The sequence below is a fragment of the Streptococcus suis genome (assembly GCF_002960445.1).
Lineage (GTDB): Bacteria > Bacillota > Bacilli > Lactobacillales > Streptococcaceae > Streptococcus > Streptococcus hyiners.
In genome coordinates, this window is record NZ_POJD01000204.1 from 23,139 (window position 1) to 40,367 (window position 17,229).

Consider the following 17,229-nt stretch of genomic DNA (forward strand, 5'->3'; position numbering starts at 1 on the left):
AGTTAGGGAACCGTATGTAGACTTTGTAAATTTCAATAAATTTTCTAGTGACAGGATTCAATAGAAAAATAATCAACAGAAAGAGTATTAGAATGTTAGTTATTTCTAAAAAAAACTTTATGACAGTGGCATTTGGAGCTATAGTCGTCATGTTATATGCATTTTTCCTATTTTTTACAAGCTCCTCTTTTGAGGAAGATTTTACAATAAAATTTAGCATTCTCAGTAGTTTAATAATTTTTATTCTTGAAATCGTCTATATAAACAAATTAAATGGGGGAGTTATAAATCCTATCACTCTGTTTTTAATGGCATTTTATGTTTTTCAAAATGGACAATTACTTCTGGTAGCTCTAGATATCCCATTCTATGATTTCTATATTAGTACGTTAAAAAATTTTTTGAAAGATGTGTCTATTTTTTCGTCCCTTAGCAATGTAGTGGCAGGCTATGCTGGGATTATTTGTGTTTCCATACTACAAAAAGAGAAACACTATGTTATTGATCAGTACAATCCTCTAGAAGTTGGTAGGGTAGCATGGTTGGGTTTTTTGGGAACTTCAATTTTAGCTCTACCTCTTGTTGCAATGAAATTTCTTACAAGTTTAGAAGGGGGGTATTATGCTGTTAGGGCTTTTGAAGAGAACATTCCAACGCTAGTAACCTTTTTAGAGTTTATGTTCATGCCATTTTCCCTCTTAACAATTATCTTCAGAAGCGATAAGAGTTCACAAGTAGCACGCTTCGGTGTATTTATCTGGTTAGTTCTCACTGCTCTTTGTGGCGATAGGACAACAGGTATTTCAGGATTGCTTATCTTAGCTCTTGTTTCATACAACAAAAATAGTGGGAATATTAAATATAATTGGAAAGATATATCTAAGATTAGCTTCATTGGTCTATTGCTGATTATCTTTATCCGAGTAGTATATGCATATAGAACAGGAGAAGATATCCTATTTGCCTTATCAGGCGGAAACTTCTTGGTAGGCTTTTTATCTGAGTTAGGAATTAGTGTTTTTCCACTATTTACGATGATGTATATTGTTCCAGGGCAAGAAGTTTTTTTATGGGGGCAAGGATATATTTTGTCTGCTATTGGCGGTTCGATACCTTCTTTTTTAGATATTACAGGTATTGTAAATGTAATAAATCAGCAATCTAGGATATTTGAAACTTGGCACTCTCAATATTTTTGGCAATATTCATTCGGTTTAGGTTTTTCCCTTAACGCAGAGGCCTATATCAATTTTGGTTGGTTTGGTTTAATTGCTATTTTTATCGTTTGTCTTATAATTTTTTCGTTTTTACGAGTCAAAAATTTGAAAGAACATACTAGCTCATGGGAACTGTACAGGATAAGTATCTTGTTGTTTTTATGGTTTACATTACCACGTAGAGATTCATACTATATTTGGAAGGCAATATCTTATTCTTTGATTTTTATTAGAATATATATACAAACCACATGTCGCAGAACTGCATTTTTAGGTAAAACAGGTAGTAAGGTGGAATTAAGAAAGTGAGTGTAGAGTCAAATCAAGTTACATCGGCAGTTAAGTGGTCGTTAGTGACAGAAATTATTGTTAAGTTTATTTCGCCAATCACCAATATGATTCTGGCGAGACTTCTAACACCAGAAATATTTGGCCTTGTCGCGTCAATTATGATGATTACTACGTTTGCTGAGATGTTTACAGATGCGGGTTTCCAAAAATATATTGTACAGCATCAATTTGTTTCTTCCTCAGAACAAGATGAGTATATCAGTGTAGCCTTTTGGACAAATCTGGGTGTCTCGATATTTTTTTATCTTTTAATATTTCTAAATGCAGAAACACTTGCTAACCTCAGTGGTGTATCTGGTTATGAGACGGTGATTAGAGTCTATTCCTTAGTATTGCCTCTGATGTCCTATTCTAGTATTCAATATGCAGTATATAGAAAAAATTTTCACTATAAAAAGCTCGGGATTATTAGAGTTATTGCTAAGCTCATCCCTGTACTTGTGACGATACCTTTAGCACTATACACCCAATCTTACTGGTCGTTGGTCATTGGAAACCTGGTGGGGGAGTTAGTGATTACCGTTATTCTAATAATATGGTCCACGCAACGCATAAAACTTCACTATGATTATGAGCAACTGAAGAGCATGTTTATGTTTTGCGGAGGGTCAATGTTGGAGACTCTTTCATCATGGTTAGTTTCGAATGTTGCAGTTTTTATTATTAGCCAATCATTAGGCACGTATTATCTAGGTTTGTATAAGATTTCAATTACGACTGTAAATCAAATCATTTCGATTATTACTGCTTCAACTATGAATGTGTTATTTGCGACACTATCTAAAGTACAAAATGACTCGGACTCTTTTAACCGAACAGTAAATAATTTTCAAAAGTCTATTGGTTTATTTACTATTCCTTTAGGGGTAGGTATCTTTATTTTTCGTAAGTTTATTACGCTAACACTACTTGGACCACAATGGGAGGAAGCCTCACTCTTTGTCGGCTTATGGGGATTTGTCATGTGCGAGAGCGTCATATTTGCGGATATAGGAGCCTATGCAATTCTTTCCAAGGGGAAACCAGGCTATGTATTTTTATCTAATATATTGCAAGCCCTGCTACTTGCAACGGGTTTGTTATATTTTGAGCATAGTAGTTTTATGGTTATAACCTATGTTTCTTTTGTAATAAGATGGCAGTTGACAGTTACGCATTATTGGATAGCGTCAAAAGTTGCAAATTTTAGGCTCAAAGATTATCCAAAAGAATTAAATGTATATGTTGGTGCAGCAAGTATAATGGGATGTTTAGGACTACTTTTTCAAAATATAATTGAAAAAAATATTTTCTTTAACATTGTTGGGGTTCTTACCTGTATTATAGTCTATTTTGGAGTTTTGATGATATTTAACAATACAAGAATAGAGTTACTATCGCTATTCAATACAGTAAGAAGGCAATTAGCTCGTAAATAATGTTTATTTGTAGATTTTAATTATGCTTTAGTTAGGATATAGTAGAATGAAAATAATAACTTGCGCAAGTTTTTATGGTAGCGGCTCAAGTGCATTGACAGACTTGGTTGCGGAGTACTCCTGTGTGAAGGATTTGACGAATTATGAGTTTCGCTTTTTATATGATATTGATGGTGTTTCTGATTTAGAACATTATTTATGTGAATGCCATGACAGGCACAATGCAGGTCATGCTCTAAAGCGCTTTAAGAGATTATCGGAATTCAATGCCGGTACCTTTTTCAATGCAAGGTACGAGCCTTTTTTCAACAATCAATACATGAAGTTGACTAGAAAGTTCATTGATTCTATAATTGATTTTTCATATCCTGGCTGGTGGTTCTATGATGTATATGACAAAGGAAAAGTACTGTATTATATATTGATTCAATGGGATAAGATATTACGAAAATTAACAAATGGGAAAAAGAGTATTCTATCCCGAGAACGAATATTTTGTTCGCACCCTTCGCAGGAAAAGTTCATTGAATCTGTTCAGAACTATGTTGCTTCGTTAATGCAGGCGGCTAATCCAGAAGGACTGCCATTCTTAGAGGTTGATCAGTTGGTTCCATCTCAGAATCTCAATCGAATTCTTCGTTACTTTTCTGATGATATCACCGTTTTTATTGTTGACCGCGATCCAAGAGATGTTTACACAAGTAACCGCTTCTACTGGAAAGAGAATATTTGTCCAACGGATGATGTAAATACTTTCTGCGACTGGTTTCTATACACGCGTAAAAGTGGGAAAGTAGAAAGTTATAATACTAATCAGGTCATTAAATTACGTTTTGAAGATATGATTTATAAATATGATGAAACAGTTGCGAAGATTGAGATGCTAACTGGTCTGGATAATTCACTACACAGTATGCAATTCAAAAAATTTAATCCACAACAATCAGTTAATAATACTCAGATTTGGAAAAAACATAACATTGAAGTAGAGATTAAAGTTATTGAAGAAAGGTTAGCTGAATATTTATATCCCTTTGATGAAGTGAACAGTGATGCCGTTCCAGGAGTAAAACAAGAAGATGGGAAAATATTCTGATAGCTATGGCTAAATGTCTTTAAAAGATCTAGAAGAAGCCATTTCTGGTTTTGCATAGAATAAAGGGAATCTCTAAAAACTAATTTTCTAAAATTTAAAATGTTGATTTAACAAGGTTTTCGTAACTCCAAATTCGCAATTTTGGGAGTTTATAGAGGTGCCCTAAATTTAAATAAGGGATATAACTTTTAATGTCCCTTCCATAAAGTTAGAAGGAATACGTAATAAATATGAAAACAATCTGTTTTTCATTTAATCATTTGACTTATTCAGACGGTGTAGCTCAATCAGCTATTGCAATGGCAAACTATTTAGCTGATACTAGAATGGTTGAAGTAACACTGAGACCTATTTTTAATTTTGACAAGAGTATTTTAAAAGATATAAACAAAAAGGTTAAAGTAAAACCGATTTTGGGTTTTTACTTTAGAGGCTTGTCGACAATTTTAAATCTAGTTCCAGCATTTCTATTACATGATTGGATTTTCGGGCGTGATAGGTATCAAATAGAGATTGGCTTTCAATATGGTTTGGCTACATGTGCGGTTGTATCATCAAGTAGTGTGAAGTCAAAACACTATGTATGGATGCATGGTTATGATGAGGGACTACATCTTAAAGAATATTATAAAAAAGCCGATAGAGTAGTTTGTGTATCAAAGCAAAATGCAGATAGACTCTTTAAGGAATTGCAATGTGCAGTGCCTGTGGAGTATTGCTACAATCCTATCGATAATAATGTGGTGTGTAAACTTGGAGAAGAAAAAATAGACTTGGCAATTCCGAAGGAATTACTTTTTGTCTCTGTTGGAAGACATTCTGAGGAAAAGGGTTACTTACGATTGTTGAAGATTGTAGAACGTTTAATGAATGAAGGTTACACATTTAAACTATGGCTTATTGGAGATGGACCACAACATGGTGAATTAGTGAAATATTCGCAAGAGCATGGACTGGAGAAGGTGGTAGTATTTATAGGAGCGCAGAAAAACCCACATAAATTTACATCAAAAGCAGATTTATTTGTATGTTCCTCATATGCAGAAGGTTTTAGCACCGCTTGTTCAGAGGCTATAATGTTAGGGACTCCTGTCTTGACGACCTCCGTGAGTGGCGGAAAAGAGATTATTGATGCTGCAAAAAGTGGCATGTTAGTTGGAATGAGTGATGACGACCTATATGAGGGCATGAAGTACGTCATTGAACATCAAAATCAGGTTGAAGAATGGAAAGAGAGGCTAGTGCATACAAAACATAAATTTTCTGCTTCTGAGAGAATTTCTAGGTTACTTGCTGTCTTGGAAATATCGAAAAATGGGTAAAGATGGATGCTTAGAGCCCTTCTTTTATTTGGCGGTCGTTATTGATAAAATTTTGGTCAGGAGTTCATAATCTATTTTATAGTTTTTAATTAAAAAACTTATAACATAAAAATAGCAGTTATAAGTTGTTGAATATTGATACACCTTATGACAGGGGCATTGGATTATGGTGATAGGGCTATAGAGTAGGAGGTCGAAATATTGATTAAAGAGAAGTGTATAGATGATTTGACAATCGATAATAAACCAGAAGGACAGGTGCCGCGTTCTGCCATTATCCTTGCTGCAGGGTTCGGTCTACGAATGATTCCGATAAATATTGATAGACCAAAAGCCTTATTGTCCATCAATGGTGAAAGGGTTATTGAACGCCTCATCAGACAATTACGAGAAGCTGGGGTGGAGTCTATAACAGTTGTTGTAGGCTATATGAAGGATGAGTTAACCTACTTAAAGGAGAAGTATGATATCATTTTGGTAGAAAATGCAGATTATTGTGAGAGTAATAATTTGTACTCTCTTTTCTTGGTCTCAGAGAAAATTTCTAATACTTTTATTCTACCTAGCGATATTTGGTGTAGAACAAATCCGTTTCTATCGGATGAAACGGACTCTTACTATATGATCTATGAGGATTGGGAAAGCCGTAAGAAGGAATACTGGGGTGCTATGACTGGTATTGCTTATATTGATCATAAAGATGGGGTAAAACTTAGACAATCACTGCATGCAATAGCAGATAGTGAGTTGGCGAAAACAGCATTTTGGGAAGAAGCGCTTTATGACAGTCAGTCATTGTGGATTCGCCCCAAAATTGTCCCCTTGGATAGTATTAGGCAAATCAATACTTTTGAGGATTTAAGAGAGTTAGATAGTCATTCAGAACATCTACAGTCAGAGGTTGTTGATATTATCTGTCAAACTTTGCAGGTGGAAACAAAAGATATCAGTGGAATAACTGCTTTGAAAAAAGGGATGACCAACCGATCTTTTCTATTTTCTTGTAAAGGTGAGAAGTATATTATGCGTATACCAGGTGAGGGAACTGACTTGCTTATCGATCGCCAACAAGAAGCAATGGTCTATGGAAGATTGAATGGAAAAGAAATATGTGATGAAATCATTTATCTGAATCCAGTTAATGGTTATAAAATTACTAGATTTATGGATAGTGCTAGGAGCTGTGATCCAAATGATTTATCTGACTTGAAAATATGTATGTCTAAATTACGGGATTTTCATAGCTTAGAGTTAAAAGTTGAACATGAGTTTGATATATTTGCTCAAATAGATTTTTATGAGTCATTGCGTAATGGTAATAAATCTACATATGATGACTACGATCAGGTAAAGAAACAGGTTTTTAATCTCTCTGAATTTATTGAAAAGCATATCGAGAAGAAGGTTTTGACACACATTGATGCAATTCCAGACAATTTTTTGATTTATTCCAAAGAAGATCAGGAAGAAATTCGTTTAATCGACTGGGAGTATGCAGGTATGCAGGATCCTCATGTTGATATTGCTATGTTCTGTATCTATTCTTTGTACAATCAGCAAGAGATTGATCGGTTGATTGATATCTATTTTGACTATAATTGTTCAGAAGAGATTCGCTTGAAAATTTACTGCTATATTGCATCCTGTGGCTTGTTGTGGAGCAATTGGTGTGAGTATAAGCATATGCTAGGTGTGGACTTTGGAGATTATGCTAAGAAACAATATGACTTTGCAAGAGAATATAGTTCTTGGCTGATTACCGAACTTAGAAAACGGGGGATATATGAATAATCGTGTAAAAGGGACAATACAAGGTCTGTTGTCTGGGATGTTTTGGGGCTTAGATACATCTTTGAATGGATTGATTTTATTGATGAGCCCCTTCATTTCTGGAGATGATAAGATGTTGTCCTCTACTTTACTGTTAGCATTTTTTCATGATTTTTTTTCAGCAACTTTTTTAACTTCTGACCTAGCTGTCAGAGGTCAGCTCAAAATGACAATTCAAAAACTAAAAAGTAGAAGTGCTTATTTTGTAATGATAGCGGCATTGTTTGCAGGTCCTTTGGGGATGAGAGCTTATCTGTATGCGGTAGAAAAGTTAGGGACGGGGCTAACTGCAACAATATCTGCCCTGTATCCTGCTATCGCAGCCTTATTGGGGGCGATTTTGTTAAAAGATTATTTGACCAAACGGGGGTGGTTTGGACTTTCTTTGACGATGGTAGCTGTAATTTTTCTTGGTTATAGTGGGAGTTCTAATGCAGGAGGAGATTTCATTGGCTTCTTGGCAGCAGGGTTATGTGTATTGGGTTGGGCTTCGGAAAGTGTTATTACCGCTTACGGTATGAAGGATGATATTTCGCCGAAACAAGCTTTATTGATTAGGCAGTGGGTTTCAAGTGTAGTCTATCTGTTATTTATGGTTGCAGAAGGTGATGTTATCTACAGTCTATCAACCATTATTGCTTCACAATCGATTCTTTTTACTATCGGTCTAGCACTTATTGGTACTCTTTCCTATCTATCTTATTATTCAGCTATTGATACTATTGGTCCTGTAAAAGCGACAGGCTTAAATGTGACGTACTCGATTTGGACAGTCATTTTTTCACTATTTCTTTTTGGAGGACAATTAGATATAAAGTTAGTCATTAGTAGCATACTCATCATTATTGGGACATTATTTGTTATAAAAAACTAAGAGGTAAATCTATGCGAGCGATTATTTTAGCAGCAGGAATGGGGACTAGACTGAGACCCTTGACATTAACAACCCCTAAATCTTTGATTAAAGTTGGAGGGCAGACATTAATAGAGCGACAAATTTTATTTTTGAACGAAATCGGTATTTCAGAAATTATTGTTGTTACAGGATACTTGGCAGAAAAGTTTGGCTTTTTAGAAAAGAAATATGGAGTTAAGTTAATTCACAACGATAAGTATGATATTTATAATAACTTTTACACTATGTATCTTGTGAGAGAATTTTTGAGTGACGCCTATGTAATTGATGCGGATAATTATCTACACACCAACTTCTTAGATGCTAAGGTGACAGTTTCTACATATTTTTCAGCTTATAAACGAGGATTTAAAGATGAATGGTTGCTACAATGTGATGCAGATGGTATGGTTAAAGAAATTATTATTGATAGTGGTGAAGGTACAATTCTTTCTGGAGTTTCCTACTGGGATGAAGAATCTGGTCAAATTTTGAATAATCTTTTTGAAGAGGCAATAACATCAAAAAATTTCAGAACTTTATACTGGGATGATCTAGTTAAAGAAAATCTAGAGAAATTAAAAGTTTATAAAAAAGAAATAAGTTCTGATGATGTATTTGAAATTGATAATCTAGAGGATTTAGAGAAAATAAATGAATTTTTGAATCTGAAGAAATAGCTTTTCGTTTTTATTGTAAGAAGGTTACAAAGGTGGTATTACACTCAACTGTCAAAAGTATACTTTAATTTGTGTGTTGAATTATTGACTCTTTGTCAAATGTAGTGGGCTCCGAATTTTCGTTTTCTCCTTCTTTATGTCCAGGCAAAACTATTTTCTTATCAAAGTTTCTAAAATCAAATGCTTTTCGTTTTATTACTTTTCTATGAGTATTGGTCGCCTCCTGTTTGGTGTTGGAATATGGCAACTCTAGAGTGTTCGATCTCTTAGTTTGGTCAAATTCTAATTTCCCAATAGATGAAGAATCACGGAATCATTTTATAGTAAATTTGGTTTTTCAATCATTGGGAATCAAATTGTAAAAGTATTGTGAGATACTTTCTTACCTCCTGATTCTAATGTAAAATTGTTGAATATTAAAAACTTTAAGTGATTTGATAGGTAATTTACTAATTTGCAACGTTAGCTGTTACGAAAATATTTGTTCTTTAGTATTGATTAATTTGTTGCAACAATAAACAACAAATGGTATACTCTGTATATCATTTTTTTGATGAGGGGTTAGGATGAGCAACAGTATATTTTCAATTGAAAAGTTAAAATCAATAGTCTTCGAAAATAGAAAACAGTATGGCTATTCCCAACAGGAACTAGCGGACGCGACCGGTATCAATCGTGCCATGATCAGTAGGATTGAGAAGGGGGATTATATTCCATCCATTCCTCAGCTTGAAAGATTGGCTCAAGTCTTGGATTTTGACCTGGCTTCTTTATTCTTTTCGAGTAGTAAAAACTCTTCAGTGACCAAAGTTTCAAAGACAAAAATTGCTGTCGCAGGTACAGGCTATGTTGGTTTATCCAATGCTGTTCTCTTGGCTCAGCATCATCAGGTTGTGGCTGTGGATGTGATTCCTGAAAAGGTTGATTTGATCAATGCTAGAAAATCCCCTATTCAGGACGATTATATTGAAAAGTATTTAGCAGAGAAGGATCTGAATTTGGTAGCAACACTAGATGCAGAAACAGCCTATAAAGATGCAGAAATTGTTGTGATTGCTGCACCAACCAACTACGATAGTGAGAAAAATTATTTTGATACAGGCCATGTTGAAAAGGTGATCGAGACTGTCTTGAAAGTAAATCCTGACGCCTTGATGGTTATCAAGTCAACTATTCCTGTTGGATATACCCAAGCAATTCGTCAGAAATTTGGTACTCCAAATATCATTTTCAGTCCGGAATTTTTAAGAGAATCCAAAGCTCTTTATGATAATCTCTATCCTTCACGAATCATTGTTTCTTATGAGAAAAATGATAGTGAAACTGTTATTGCGGGTGCAGAAAAGTTTGCGGCCTTACTACAGGAAGGTGCCTTGAAGGAAGATATTGAGATCCTTCATATGGGGTCAACAGAAGCAGAAGCAGTTAAGTTATTCGCTAATACTTATTTGGCATTGCGTGTTTCTTACTTCAATGAATTGGATACCTATGCGGAGTTAAAGGGACTTGATACCTTATCCATTATTAGAGGTGTTGGTCTGGATTCTCGAATTGGTGAACATTACAATAACCCTTCCTTTGGCTACGGTGGCTACTGTTTACCAAAAGATACTAAGCAGTTGTTGGCTAATTATGATAAGGTACCTCAAAATATGATGTCTGCTATTGTCGAGGCCAATCGAACTAGAAAAGATTTTATTGCTGACCAGGTACTGAAGATGGCTGGCTACTATGCTTACTCAGAACATGATTCCTATTCGCAACAGCAAGAAAAGGATATCACGATAGGAATTTATCGTCTGACCATGAAGAGTAATTCTGATAACTTCCGTCAAAGTTCTATCCAGGGAGTTATGAAGCGCTTGAAGGCTAAGGGAGCAAGAGTGATCATTTATGAGCCGACCCTAGAGAACGGGACGACATTTTTTGGCTCCAAAGTCGTCAACAATCTTAAGAAATTTAAAGAAATGAGTCAAGCTATTGTCGCCAACCGATACGACTTGAGTTTGGATGATGTTCTTGACAAGGTCTATACGCGGGATATTTTTAGGAGGGATTAAATATAGGGGATTTGAACTTGCATGTGGATAGGACGAATTTTCATTCTTTCTTCAGGTAAAGTAGAAAACGTTCCATAGTCAAGATGGCTTTGGGACGCTTTTTAGTAGTTGCTGTAATAGGAAAGTGACTTGAAAAATTTGGCTACCGTGCTATAATATAACTAGAAACTTTTCCGAATAAATAGATAGGGAGTATTTCTCGATTACTTTATTCGGAGGAGAGTAGATGACAAAACGCCGTCAGGCAGTCAGTCCTATGGCTGACATTATTGCAAAAAAGATTTTCAATGACCATGAAATCACCATTGATTTCATCAATACTTTTCTAGGTTTTCGCCCCAAGTCTGTTCTGATTTTGAATGGAACCATTGCGGATGTGAGAAAGGAAAGGACTAGCCACTTTAGTACTACGGTGGATATTTTGGCTCGTATGGATGATGGGACGCAAGTTATTATCGAGATACAGGTTGCCTATCAAAACAGTTTTATCAAGCGCTTATGGACCTATTCCTGCCAGCATTTGGTTAAGGACTTGCCCAATGTTCGTGACAAGGTCACACAGACACACGATATGTATGATAAAATCTCGCCGATTTATTCGATTGCCTTAGTGGCCAGTAAGTATTTTGATGATGACCAGCCGATTCACAGTTTTGTACTGACTGAAAAAGATGGAGGTCAAGTCTTGGAATTGCCATTTGGCGAACATGAAGAATTGAGAAAACCATTTGAAATGGTCATTATTGAACTAAAAAAATTCCGCAAGGGTCAGCTAGAGAAAAATCAGCGCCAATGGATAGAATTTTTCGCCAACCGAGCATTTAGTCAATCTACATCAGATGTTATTGAAAAAGCAGAACACCTGCTGGATAGAAACACATGGACAGAGGAGGAAATTGAAATGGTAAATCAATGGTTACGCAATGCTTCCAACCACTTTGGCGAATTGGAAAGCTCCTACATACGTGGTAGACGGCGAGGTAAGGAGGAAGGCAGAGCAGAAGGTTTAGAAGAAGGCCTGGAGAAGGGTTTGGAGAAAGGTCGTATAGAGGTCGCCTATCAAATGTTGCGTGAAGGTTTTTCGTATGAACTGATTGAAAAATTGACCGGTCTATCTTCAGATCAAATCAATCAACTGTCACAAAATCATCAGGTTTAAGAGGAAATCGAAATGGTAGATCAATGGTTACGTAATGCTTCCAACCACTTTGGCGAATTGGAAAGCTCCTACATACGTGGTAGACGGCGAGGTAAGGAAGAGGGTAGAGCCGAAGGTTTAGAAGAAGGTTTGGAGAAAGGTCGTATAGATGTCGCCTATCAAATGTTGCGTGAAGGTTTTTCGTATGAAATGATTGAAAAGTTGACCGGTCTATCTTCTGTACAAATCGATCAACTGTCACAAAATCATCAGGTTTAGGAGAAAAATACAAAATATATGAAACATTACGACTATCTAGTAGTTGGTGCTGGTTTGTTTGGTGCCGTATTTGCCCATGAAGCAGCTAAAAAAGGCAAAAAGGTCAAGGTGATTGAAAAACGTGACCACATCGCAGGTAATATTTATACCAAAGAAGTAGAAGGCATCCAGGTTCATGAGTATGGTGCACACATTTTCCATACTTCTGAAAAGGAAATCTGGGACTATGTCAATCAATTTGCGGAATTCAACCGCTACACCAACACACCAGTTGCCAACTACAAGGGTGAAATTTACAACCTTCCATTCAACATGAATACCTTTAACAAGCTTTGGGGTGTAGTTACTCCTGCTGAAGCTGAAGCTAAAATTGCTGAGCAGCGTGCTGTTTTGGGTGGTAAAACACCTGAGAACCTGGAAGAACAAGCCATCTCACTGGTCGGTACAGACATCTATGAAAAATTGATCAAGTCTTACACAGAAAAGCAGTGGGAAAAACCATGTACGGAGTTGCCAGCCTTTATCATCCGTCGTTTGCCAGTGCGTTTGACTTATGACAATAACTATTTCAACGATACCTATCAAGGTATTCCAATCGGTGGTTACACGCAGATTGTTGAAAAAATGTTGGCTCATGAGAATATCGAAGTGGAGACAAACGTTGACTTCTTTGCTAATAAGGAAGAATACTTGACAAGCTATCCAAAAGTTGTCTTCACAGGTATGATTGATGAATTCTTTGATTACCAACTAGGTGAATTGGAGTACCGTAGCCTCCGATTTGAAACGGAAGTCTTGGATATGGAAAACTACCAAGGTAATGCGGTTGTTAACTACACTGATAGCGAAACACCCTATACTCGTATCATCGAACACAAGCATTTCGAGTTTGGTACACAAGAAAAAACCATTATTACACGTGAGTATTCGAAGACTTGGAAACGTGGGGATGAGCCTTACTATCCAGTAAACAATGACCGTAATAACAAACTCTATACATCCTACAAACGCCTTGCAGAACAACAAGAGAATGTTATTTTCGGTGGTCGTCTAGGTCACTATCGTTACTACGATATGCACCAGGTTATCGGAGCAGCCTTGCAGTGTGTCAGAAATGAAGTAGGACCTTTGGGATAGTTAGAATGGTGTCATAGGTAGGTCAAATTTCTTGTATAACAAAGTTTATGGCCATATATTGTCTATTTTCAAGTTCTAATCAGGTTTTGTGTCGAGCAAAATATATCAAAATCCCAAAGTGTAGGCTTTGGGATTTGTCATTCTTTCTTAAATTTTTTCAAAATGTTTGCCAGCTGTTCTTGTTCTTCTGGGCTTAATACAGAGAAAATATGTCCGACATGATCGTAGTGTTCTGGTAGGATTGCTTCGATGGTCTGGCGTCCTTTGTCTGTCAAGGCAATCAGGGAGGCGCGACGGTCGCTTGTGTCACTGGTTTTATAGACATATCCATCTCGTATCATATTTTTGATGACGACTGTCATATTTCCAGATGTGCTGAGTAGCTTATCAATCAAGTCTTGAATGCGGAGGTTACCCTTGTTGTAAAGTGCTTCCATCACGCCAAACTGACAGACGGTCAGTCCGTATTTTTTGATGGTTTCTAACTCTGATTTTGAGATGGTATTAGCAGCTCTGCGAAAGACGACAAGGCTATGGAGTGCATTCTTGTTTTCATTTAAAGATTGTTCAACAGTTTTCATGAGAATATTTTAGCAATAATTAGTCCTATATGCAAGTCAAATAGCAAATTATGTCTGTAAAATTCTTATTCACTTGCTGAAAGAATGGAAATCTCTTGTGACTTGTAGTATAATAGGACTACTATGGAAAAAAAGATATTTCAACTTTTGGAGTGGATGGCTTCTAAGACTGGGCAGTTGGTGTTTGGCTCTTTTATCCTCCTCAGTGTTGTAACTTTTTCAATTTTTACTATTTGGGATATGGCTGCAGCACCCTTCAACAAGGCGCGTAGTCACGCAGTTGCAGTAGCTACAGAATATGCAGATTTACAAACTGTCAAGGATTTTTCTTTCTACAATGGAACAGAAACCTATTTTAGTGTACTCGGTGCCAATAGTCAGGGAGAGGAGATTGCAGTGCTGGTTCCAGAGGCTTCTAATATAGTCTATGTCTATCCTTTGACTCAGGGTATTTCACAAGAAGAAGCGCAAGCTATTGCCAAGGAAAATGGTGCTGGCCAAGCAGAGCGAACTATTCTAGGCTTGCGGGATGGCAAGCCAATTTGGGAAGTCAAATCTGGGACAGCCTATTATCTAGTAGAGTTTGAAACAGGAAGTTTTGTCAAGAAGGAGGGCTTATGAGCAAGTTATCAAGACGTGTCTTAGAAATGGAAGAAAGTGTCACGCTGGCAGCAGGTGCACGGGCCAAGGCCTTGAAGGCAGAAGGTCGTGATATATTAGAGCTGACCTTGGGTGAGCCAGACTTCGTCACACCGAAAAATATCCAGCAAGCTGCTATTCAGTCTATCGAAAATGGCAAGGCGAGTTTTTATACGGTGGCTTCAGGACTTCCAGAATTGAAGGACGCAGTCAATACCTACTTTGAGAATTTCTACGGCTACTCCATCGAACGCAATCAAGTCGTTCTTGCGACAGGTGCTAAGTTTGTTCTTTATGCCTTCTTTGCGGCGGTCATCAATCCTGGTGATGAGGTGATCATTCCAACGCCTTACTGGGTATCCTATGCTGACCAAATCAAGATGAACGAAGGTGTGCCTGTCTTTGTCACTGCGACGGAAGAGCACAATTTCAAGGTAACAGTTGACCAGCTGGAAGCAGCTCGGACAGATAAGACCAAGGTTCTCTTGCTCAATAGTCCTTCTAATCCGACGGGTATGATTTACAGTCGTGAGGAATTGGAAGCTATTGGAAACTGGGCTGTGGAGCATGACATTCTCATCTTGGCAGACGATATTTACGGTCGTTTAGTCTATAATGGAAATAGCTTCACACCGATTTCAAGCATTTCAGAAAGCATTCGCCAGCAGACTATTGTTGTCAATGGAGTGGCCAAGGCCTATGCCATGACAGGTTGGCGGGTTGGCTTTGCGGTTGGTAATCCTGAAATCATTGTGGCCATGAGCAAGATTGTCGGACAGACAACATCGAATTTAACAACTGCTGCTCAGTATGCGGCCATTGAAGCCTTTACAGGTTCGCAAGATACGGTAGAAACCATGCGTCAGGCCTTTGAAGAGCGGCTTAATACCATTTATCCCTTGCTGGCAGAAGTGCCTGGTTTTGAAGTGATCAAGCCAGAAGGTGCCTTCTATCTCTTCCCTAATGTCAAAAAGGCCATGGAAATGAAGGGCTACACAGATGTGACTGAATTTACCACTGCCATTTTGGAAGAAGTGGGAGTTGCAATGGTGACAGGTGCTGGTTTTGGAGCTCCTGAAAATATCCGCCTCAGCTATGCGACAGATATGGATACACTCAAAGAAGCGGTCGCTCGTTTACATACATTTATGAAAAAATAAAAAGAGGAAAAATAATGTCTAGAAAATTGATTACCATTAACCAAGTAAAAGACTATGTCGGTCAAGAAGTGACCATCGGTGCCTGGGTTGCCAACAAGTCAGGCAAGGGCAAATTGGCTTTCTTACAGTTGCGTGACGGAACAGCCTTCTTCCAAGCGGTTGCTTTCAAGCCAAACTTCATTGAAAAATTTGGTGAAGAAGTTGGTGCGGAGAAGTTCGATGTAGCAAAACGCCTCAGCCAAGAAACGTCTGTCTATGTGACAGGGATTGTCAAGGAAGATGAGCGTTCTAAGTTTGGTTATGAGTTGGATGTGACAGACCTTGAAGTGATTGGTGAGTCACAAGATTATCCAATCACACCGAAAGAACACGGAACAGACTTCCTTATGGACAACCGTCACCTCTGGTTGCGTTCACGTAAGCAGGTCGCTATCCAGCAAATCCGTAACGCCATCATCTATGCGACTTATGAATTCTTTGAAAAGAACGGCTTTATCAAGTTTGATAGCCCAATCTTGTCAGGAAATGCGGCAGAAGATTCGACAGAATTGTTCGAAACGGACTACTTTGGTCAACCTGCCTACCTTAGCCAATCAGGTCAGCTTTACCTGGAAGCTGGTGCTATGGCTCTTGGTCGTGTTTTCGACTTCGGCCCTGTTTTCCGTGCGGAAAAATCAAAAACTCGCCGTCACTTGACGGAGTTCTGGATGATGGATGCCGAGTATTCCTTCCTCTGCCATGAAGAGTCACTTGACTTGCAAGAAGCCTATGTCAAAGCCTTGATCCAAGGTGTGATTGACCGTGCTCCACAAGCCTTGGAAACTCTTGAGCGTGATGTGGATGCTCTCAAACGCTACATTGCAGAACCATTCAAACGTGTGGCTTATGATGATGCCATTACCCTTCTGCAAGAGCATGAGGCTGATGAGGATACAGACTACGAACACATCGAGCATGGAGATGATTTTGGCTCACCACATGAAACTTGGATTTCAAACTTCTTTGGTGTACCGACTTTCGTTGTCAACTATCCAGCAAGCTTCAAGGCCTTCTACATGAAGCCAGTTCCTGGCAATCCAGAGCGTGTGCTTTGTGCGGACCTTTTGGCGCCAGAAGGCTACGGTGAAATCATCGGTGGTTCTATGCGTGAAGACAACTACGATGCCTTGGTAGCCAAGATGGACGAGCTTGGCATGGACAAGTCAGAATATGAATTCTACCTTGACCTTCGTAAGTACGGTTCCGTACCGCACGGTGGTTTCGGTATCGGTATTGAGCGTATGGTGACCTTCGTTGCTGGTACAAAACACATCCGTGAAGCCATCCCGTTCCCACGTATGTTGCACCGCTTGCATCCGTAAGCAAATCAATAGATATACAAACAGACTACAGATGTGGTCTGTTTTCTTTTAGTTGACATTTCCGA

General features: G+C 37.8%; 15 protein-coding genes and 1 pseudogene. 14 read left to right on the top strand and 2 right to left on the bottom strand.

What is annotated here, in order from left to right; translation table 11 throughout:
- The first annotated feature begins 92 nt into the window (after nucleotides 1–92).
- The 7 genes from wzy (at nucleotide 93) to C1G53_RS08310 (ending at nucleotide 8,809) form a co-directional block, all read left to right on the top strand.
- Complete coding sequence (gene wzy, locus C1G53_RS08280) at nucleotides 93–1,526, top strand: O-antigen polysaccharide polymerase Wzy (protein ID WP_105118341.1); 1,434 nt, start codon at nucleotides 93–95, stop codon at nucleotides 1,524–1,526.
- Nucleotides 1,527–1,570: 44 nt separating this feature from the next.
- A complete protein-coding gene (locus tag C1G53_RS08285; RefSeq protein WP_161941392.1) occupies nucleotides 1,571–2,986 on the top strand; it encodes a lipopolysaccharide biosynthesis protein in 1,416 nt (471 codons plus the stop codon).
- A gap of 46 nt (nucleotides 2,987–3,032) precedes the next feature.
- Nucleotides 3,033–4,082, top strand: coding sequence for a hypothetical protein (locus tag C1G53_RS08290; protein WP_004194951.1), 1,050 nt, complete (start codon nucleotides 3,033–3,035; stop codon nucleotides 4,080–4,082).
- A gap of 230 nt (nucleotides 4,083–4,312) precedes the next feature.
- Nucleotides 4,313–5,404 carry a glycosyltransferase gene (locus C1G53_RS08295; RefSeq protein ID WP_105118343.1) on the top strand — a complete coding sequence of 364 codons (1,092 nt, stop codon included), beginning with the start codon at nucleotides 4,313–4,315 and terminating at the stop codon, nucleotides 5,402–5,404.
- A 201-nt stretch (nucleotides 5,405–5,605) separates the two neighbouring features.
- Nucleotides 5,606–7,195: an NTP transferase domain-containing protein gene (locus tag C1G53_RS08300; RefSeq protein ID WP_105118344.1), complete on the top strand. Its 1,590-nt coding sequence runs from the start codon at nucleotides 5,606–5,608 to the stop codon at nucleotides 7,193–7,195.
- Nucleotides 7,188–8,108 carry a DMT family transporter gene (locus C1G53_RS08305; RefSeq protein WP_105118345.1) on the top strand — a complete coding sequence of 307 codons (921 nt, stop codon included), beginning with the start codon at nucleotides 7,188–7,190 and terminating at the stop codon, nucleotides 8,106–8,108. The genes C1G53_RS08300 and C1G53_RS08305 overlap by 8 nt, the downstream gene beginning before the upstream one ends.
- An 11-nt stretch (nucleotides 8,109–8,119) precedes the next feature.
- On the top strand, nucleotides 8,120–8,809 hold the full coding sequence (locus C1G53_RS08310; RefSeq protein WP_105118346.1) for a sugar phosphate nucleotidyltransferase: 690 nt from the start codon (nucleotides 8,120–8,122) through the stop codon (nucleotides 8,807–8,809).
- An 81-nt stretch (nucleotides 8,810–8,890) separates the two neighbouring features.
- On the opposite strand, the pseudogene C1G53_RS13365 reads toward C1G53_RS08310, so the two are convergent.
- Nucleotides 8,891–9,086: pseudogene (locus tag C1G53_RS13365) on the bottom strand (hypothetical protein); the annotation flags it as partial.
- A gap of 289 nt (nucleotides 9,087–9,375) precedes the next feature.
- Between C1G53_RS13365 and C1G53_RS08315 the strand changes: the two are divergent.
- From C1G53_RS08315 to glf, 4 genes are all read left to right on the top strand, one after another.
- Nucleotides 9,376–10,869: a nucleotide sugar dehydrogenase gene (locus C1G53_RS08315; protein WP_192873116.1), complete on the top strand. Its 1,494-nt coding sequence runs from the start codon at nucleotides 9,376–9,378 to the stop codon at nucleotides 10,867–10,869.
- A 226-nt stretch (nucleotides 10,870–11,095) separates the two neighbouring features.
- A complete protein-coding gene (locus C1G53_RS08320) occupies nucleotides 11,096–12,028 on the top strand; it encodes an Rpn family recombination-promoting nuclease/putative transposase (RefSeq protein ID WP_105118347.1) in 933 nt (310 codons plus the stop codon).
- A gap of 12 nt (nucleotides 12,029–12,040) precedes the next feature.
- Nucleotides 12,041–12,286 carry a hypothetical protein gene (locus C1G53_RS08325; RefSeq protein WP_105118348.1) on the top strand — a complete coding sequence of 82 codons (246 nt, stop codon included), beginning with the start codon at nucleotides 12,041–12,043 and terminating at the stop codon, nucleotides 12,284–12,286.
- Nucleotides 12,287–12,304: 18 nt separating this feature from the next.
- Nucleotides 12,305–13,423 carry a UDP-galactopyranose mutase gene (gene glf / locus C1G53_RS08330; protein ID WP_105118349.1) on the top strand — a complete coding sequence of 373 codons (1,119 nt, stop codon included), beginning with the start codon at nucleotides 12,305–12,307 and terminating at the stop codon, nucleotides 13,421–13,423.
- Nucleotides 13,424–13,560: 137 nt separating this feature from the next.
- Here the strand turns inward: glf and C1G53_RS08335 are convergent, their stop codons facing one another.
- Nucleotides 13,561–14,004: a MarR family winged helix-turn-helix transcriptional regulator gene (locus C1G53_RS08335; RefSeq protein ID WP_105118350.1), complete on the bottom strand. Its 444-nt coding sequence runs from the start codon at nucleotides 14,002–14,004 to the stop codon at nucleotides 13,561–13,563.
- Nucleotides 14,005–14,127: 123 nt separating this feature from the next.
- On the opposite strand from C1G53_RS08335, the gene C1G53_RS08340 reads away from it, so the two are divergent.
- The 3 genes from C1G53_RS08340 to asnS are packed head-to-tail and all read left to right on the top strand — an operon-like array spanning nucleotide 14,128 to nucleotide 17,164.
- Entirely contained in the window at nucleotides 14,128–14,625 is a 498-nt protein-coding gene (locus C1G53_RS08340) for a DUF5590 domain-containing protein (protein ID WP_105118351.1), read from the top strand.
- Complete coding sequence (locus C1G53_RS08345; protein ID WP_105118352.1) at nucleotides 14,622–15,803, top strand: pyridoxal phosphate-dependent aminotransferase; 1,182 nt, start codon at nucleotides 14,622–14,624, stop codon at nucleotides 15,801–15,803. The genes C1G53_RS08340 and C1G53_RS08345 overlap by 4 nt, the downstream gene beginning before the upstream one ends.
- Nucleotides 15,804–15,817: 14 nt before the next feature.
- The gene (asnS, locus tag C1G53_RS08350; RefSeq protein ID WP_105118353.1) at nucleotides 15,818–17,164 is read left to right on the top strand and encodes an asparagine--tRNA ligase; all 1,347 of its coding nucleotides are present in this window, start codon (nucleotides 15,818–15,820) and stop codon (nucleotides 17,162–17,164) included.
- Nucleotides 17,165–17,229: the final 65 nt, after the last annotated feature.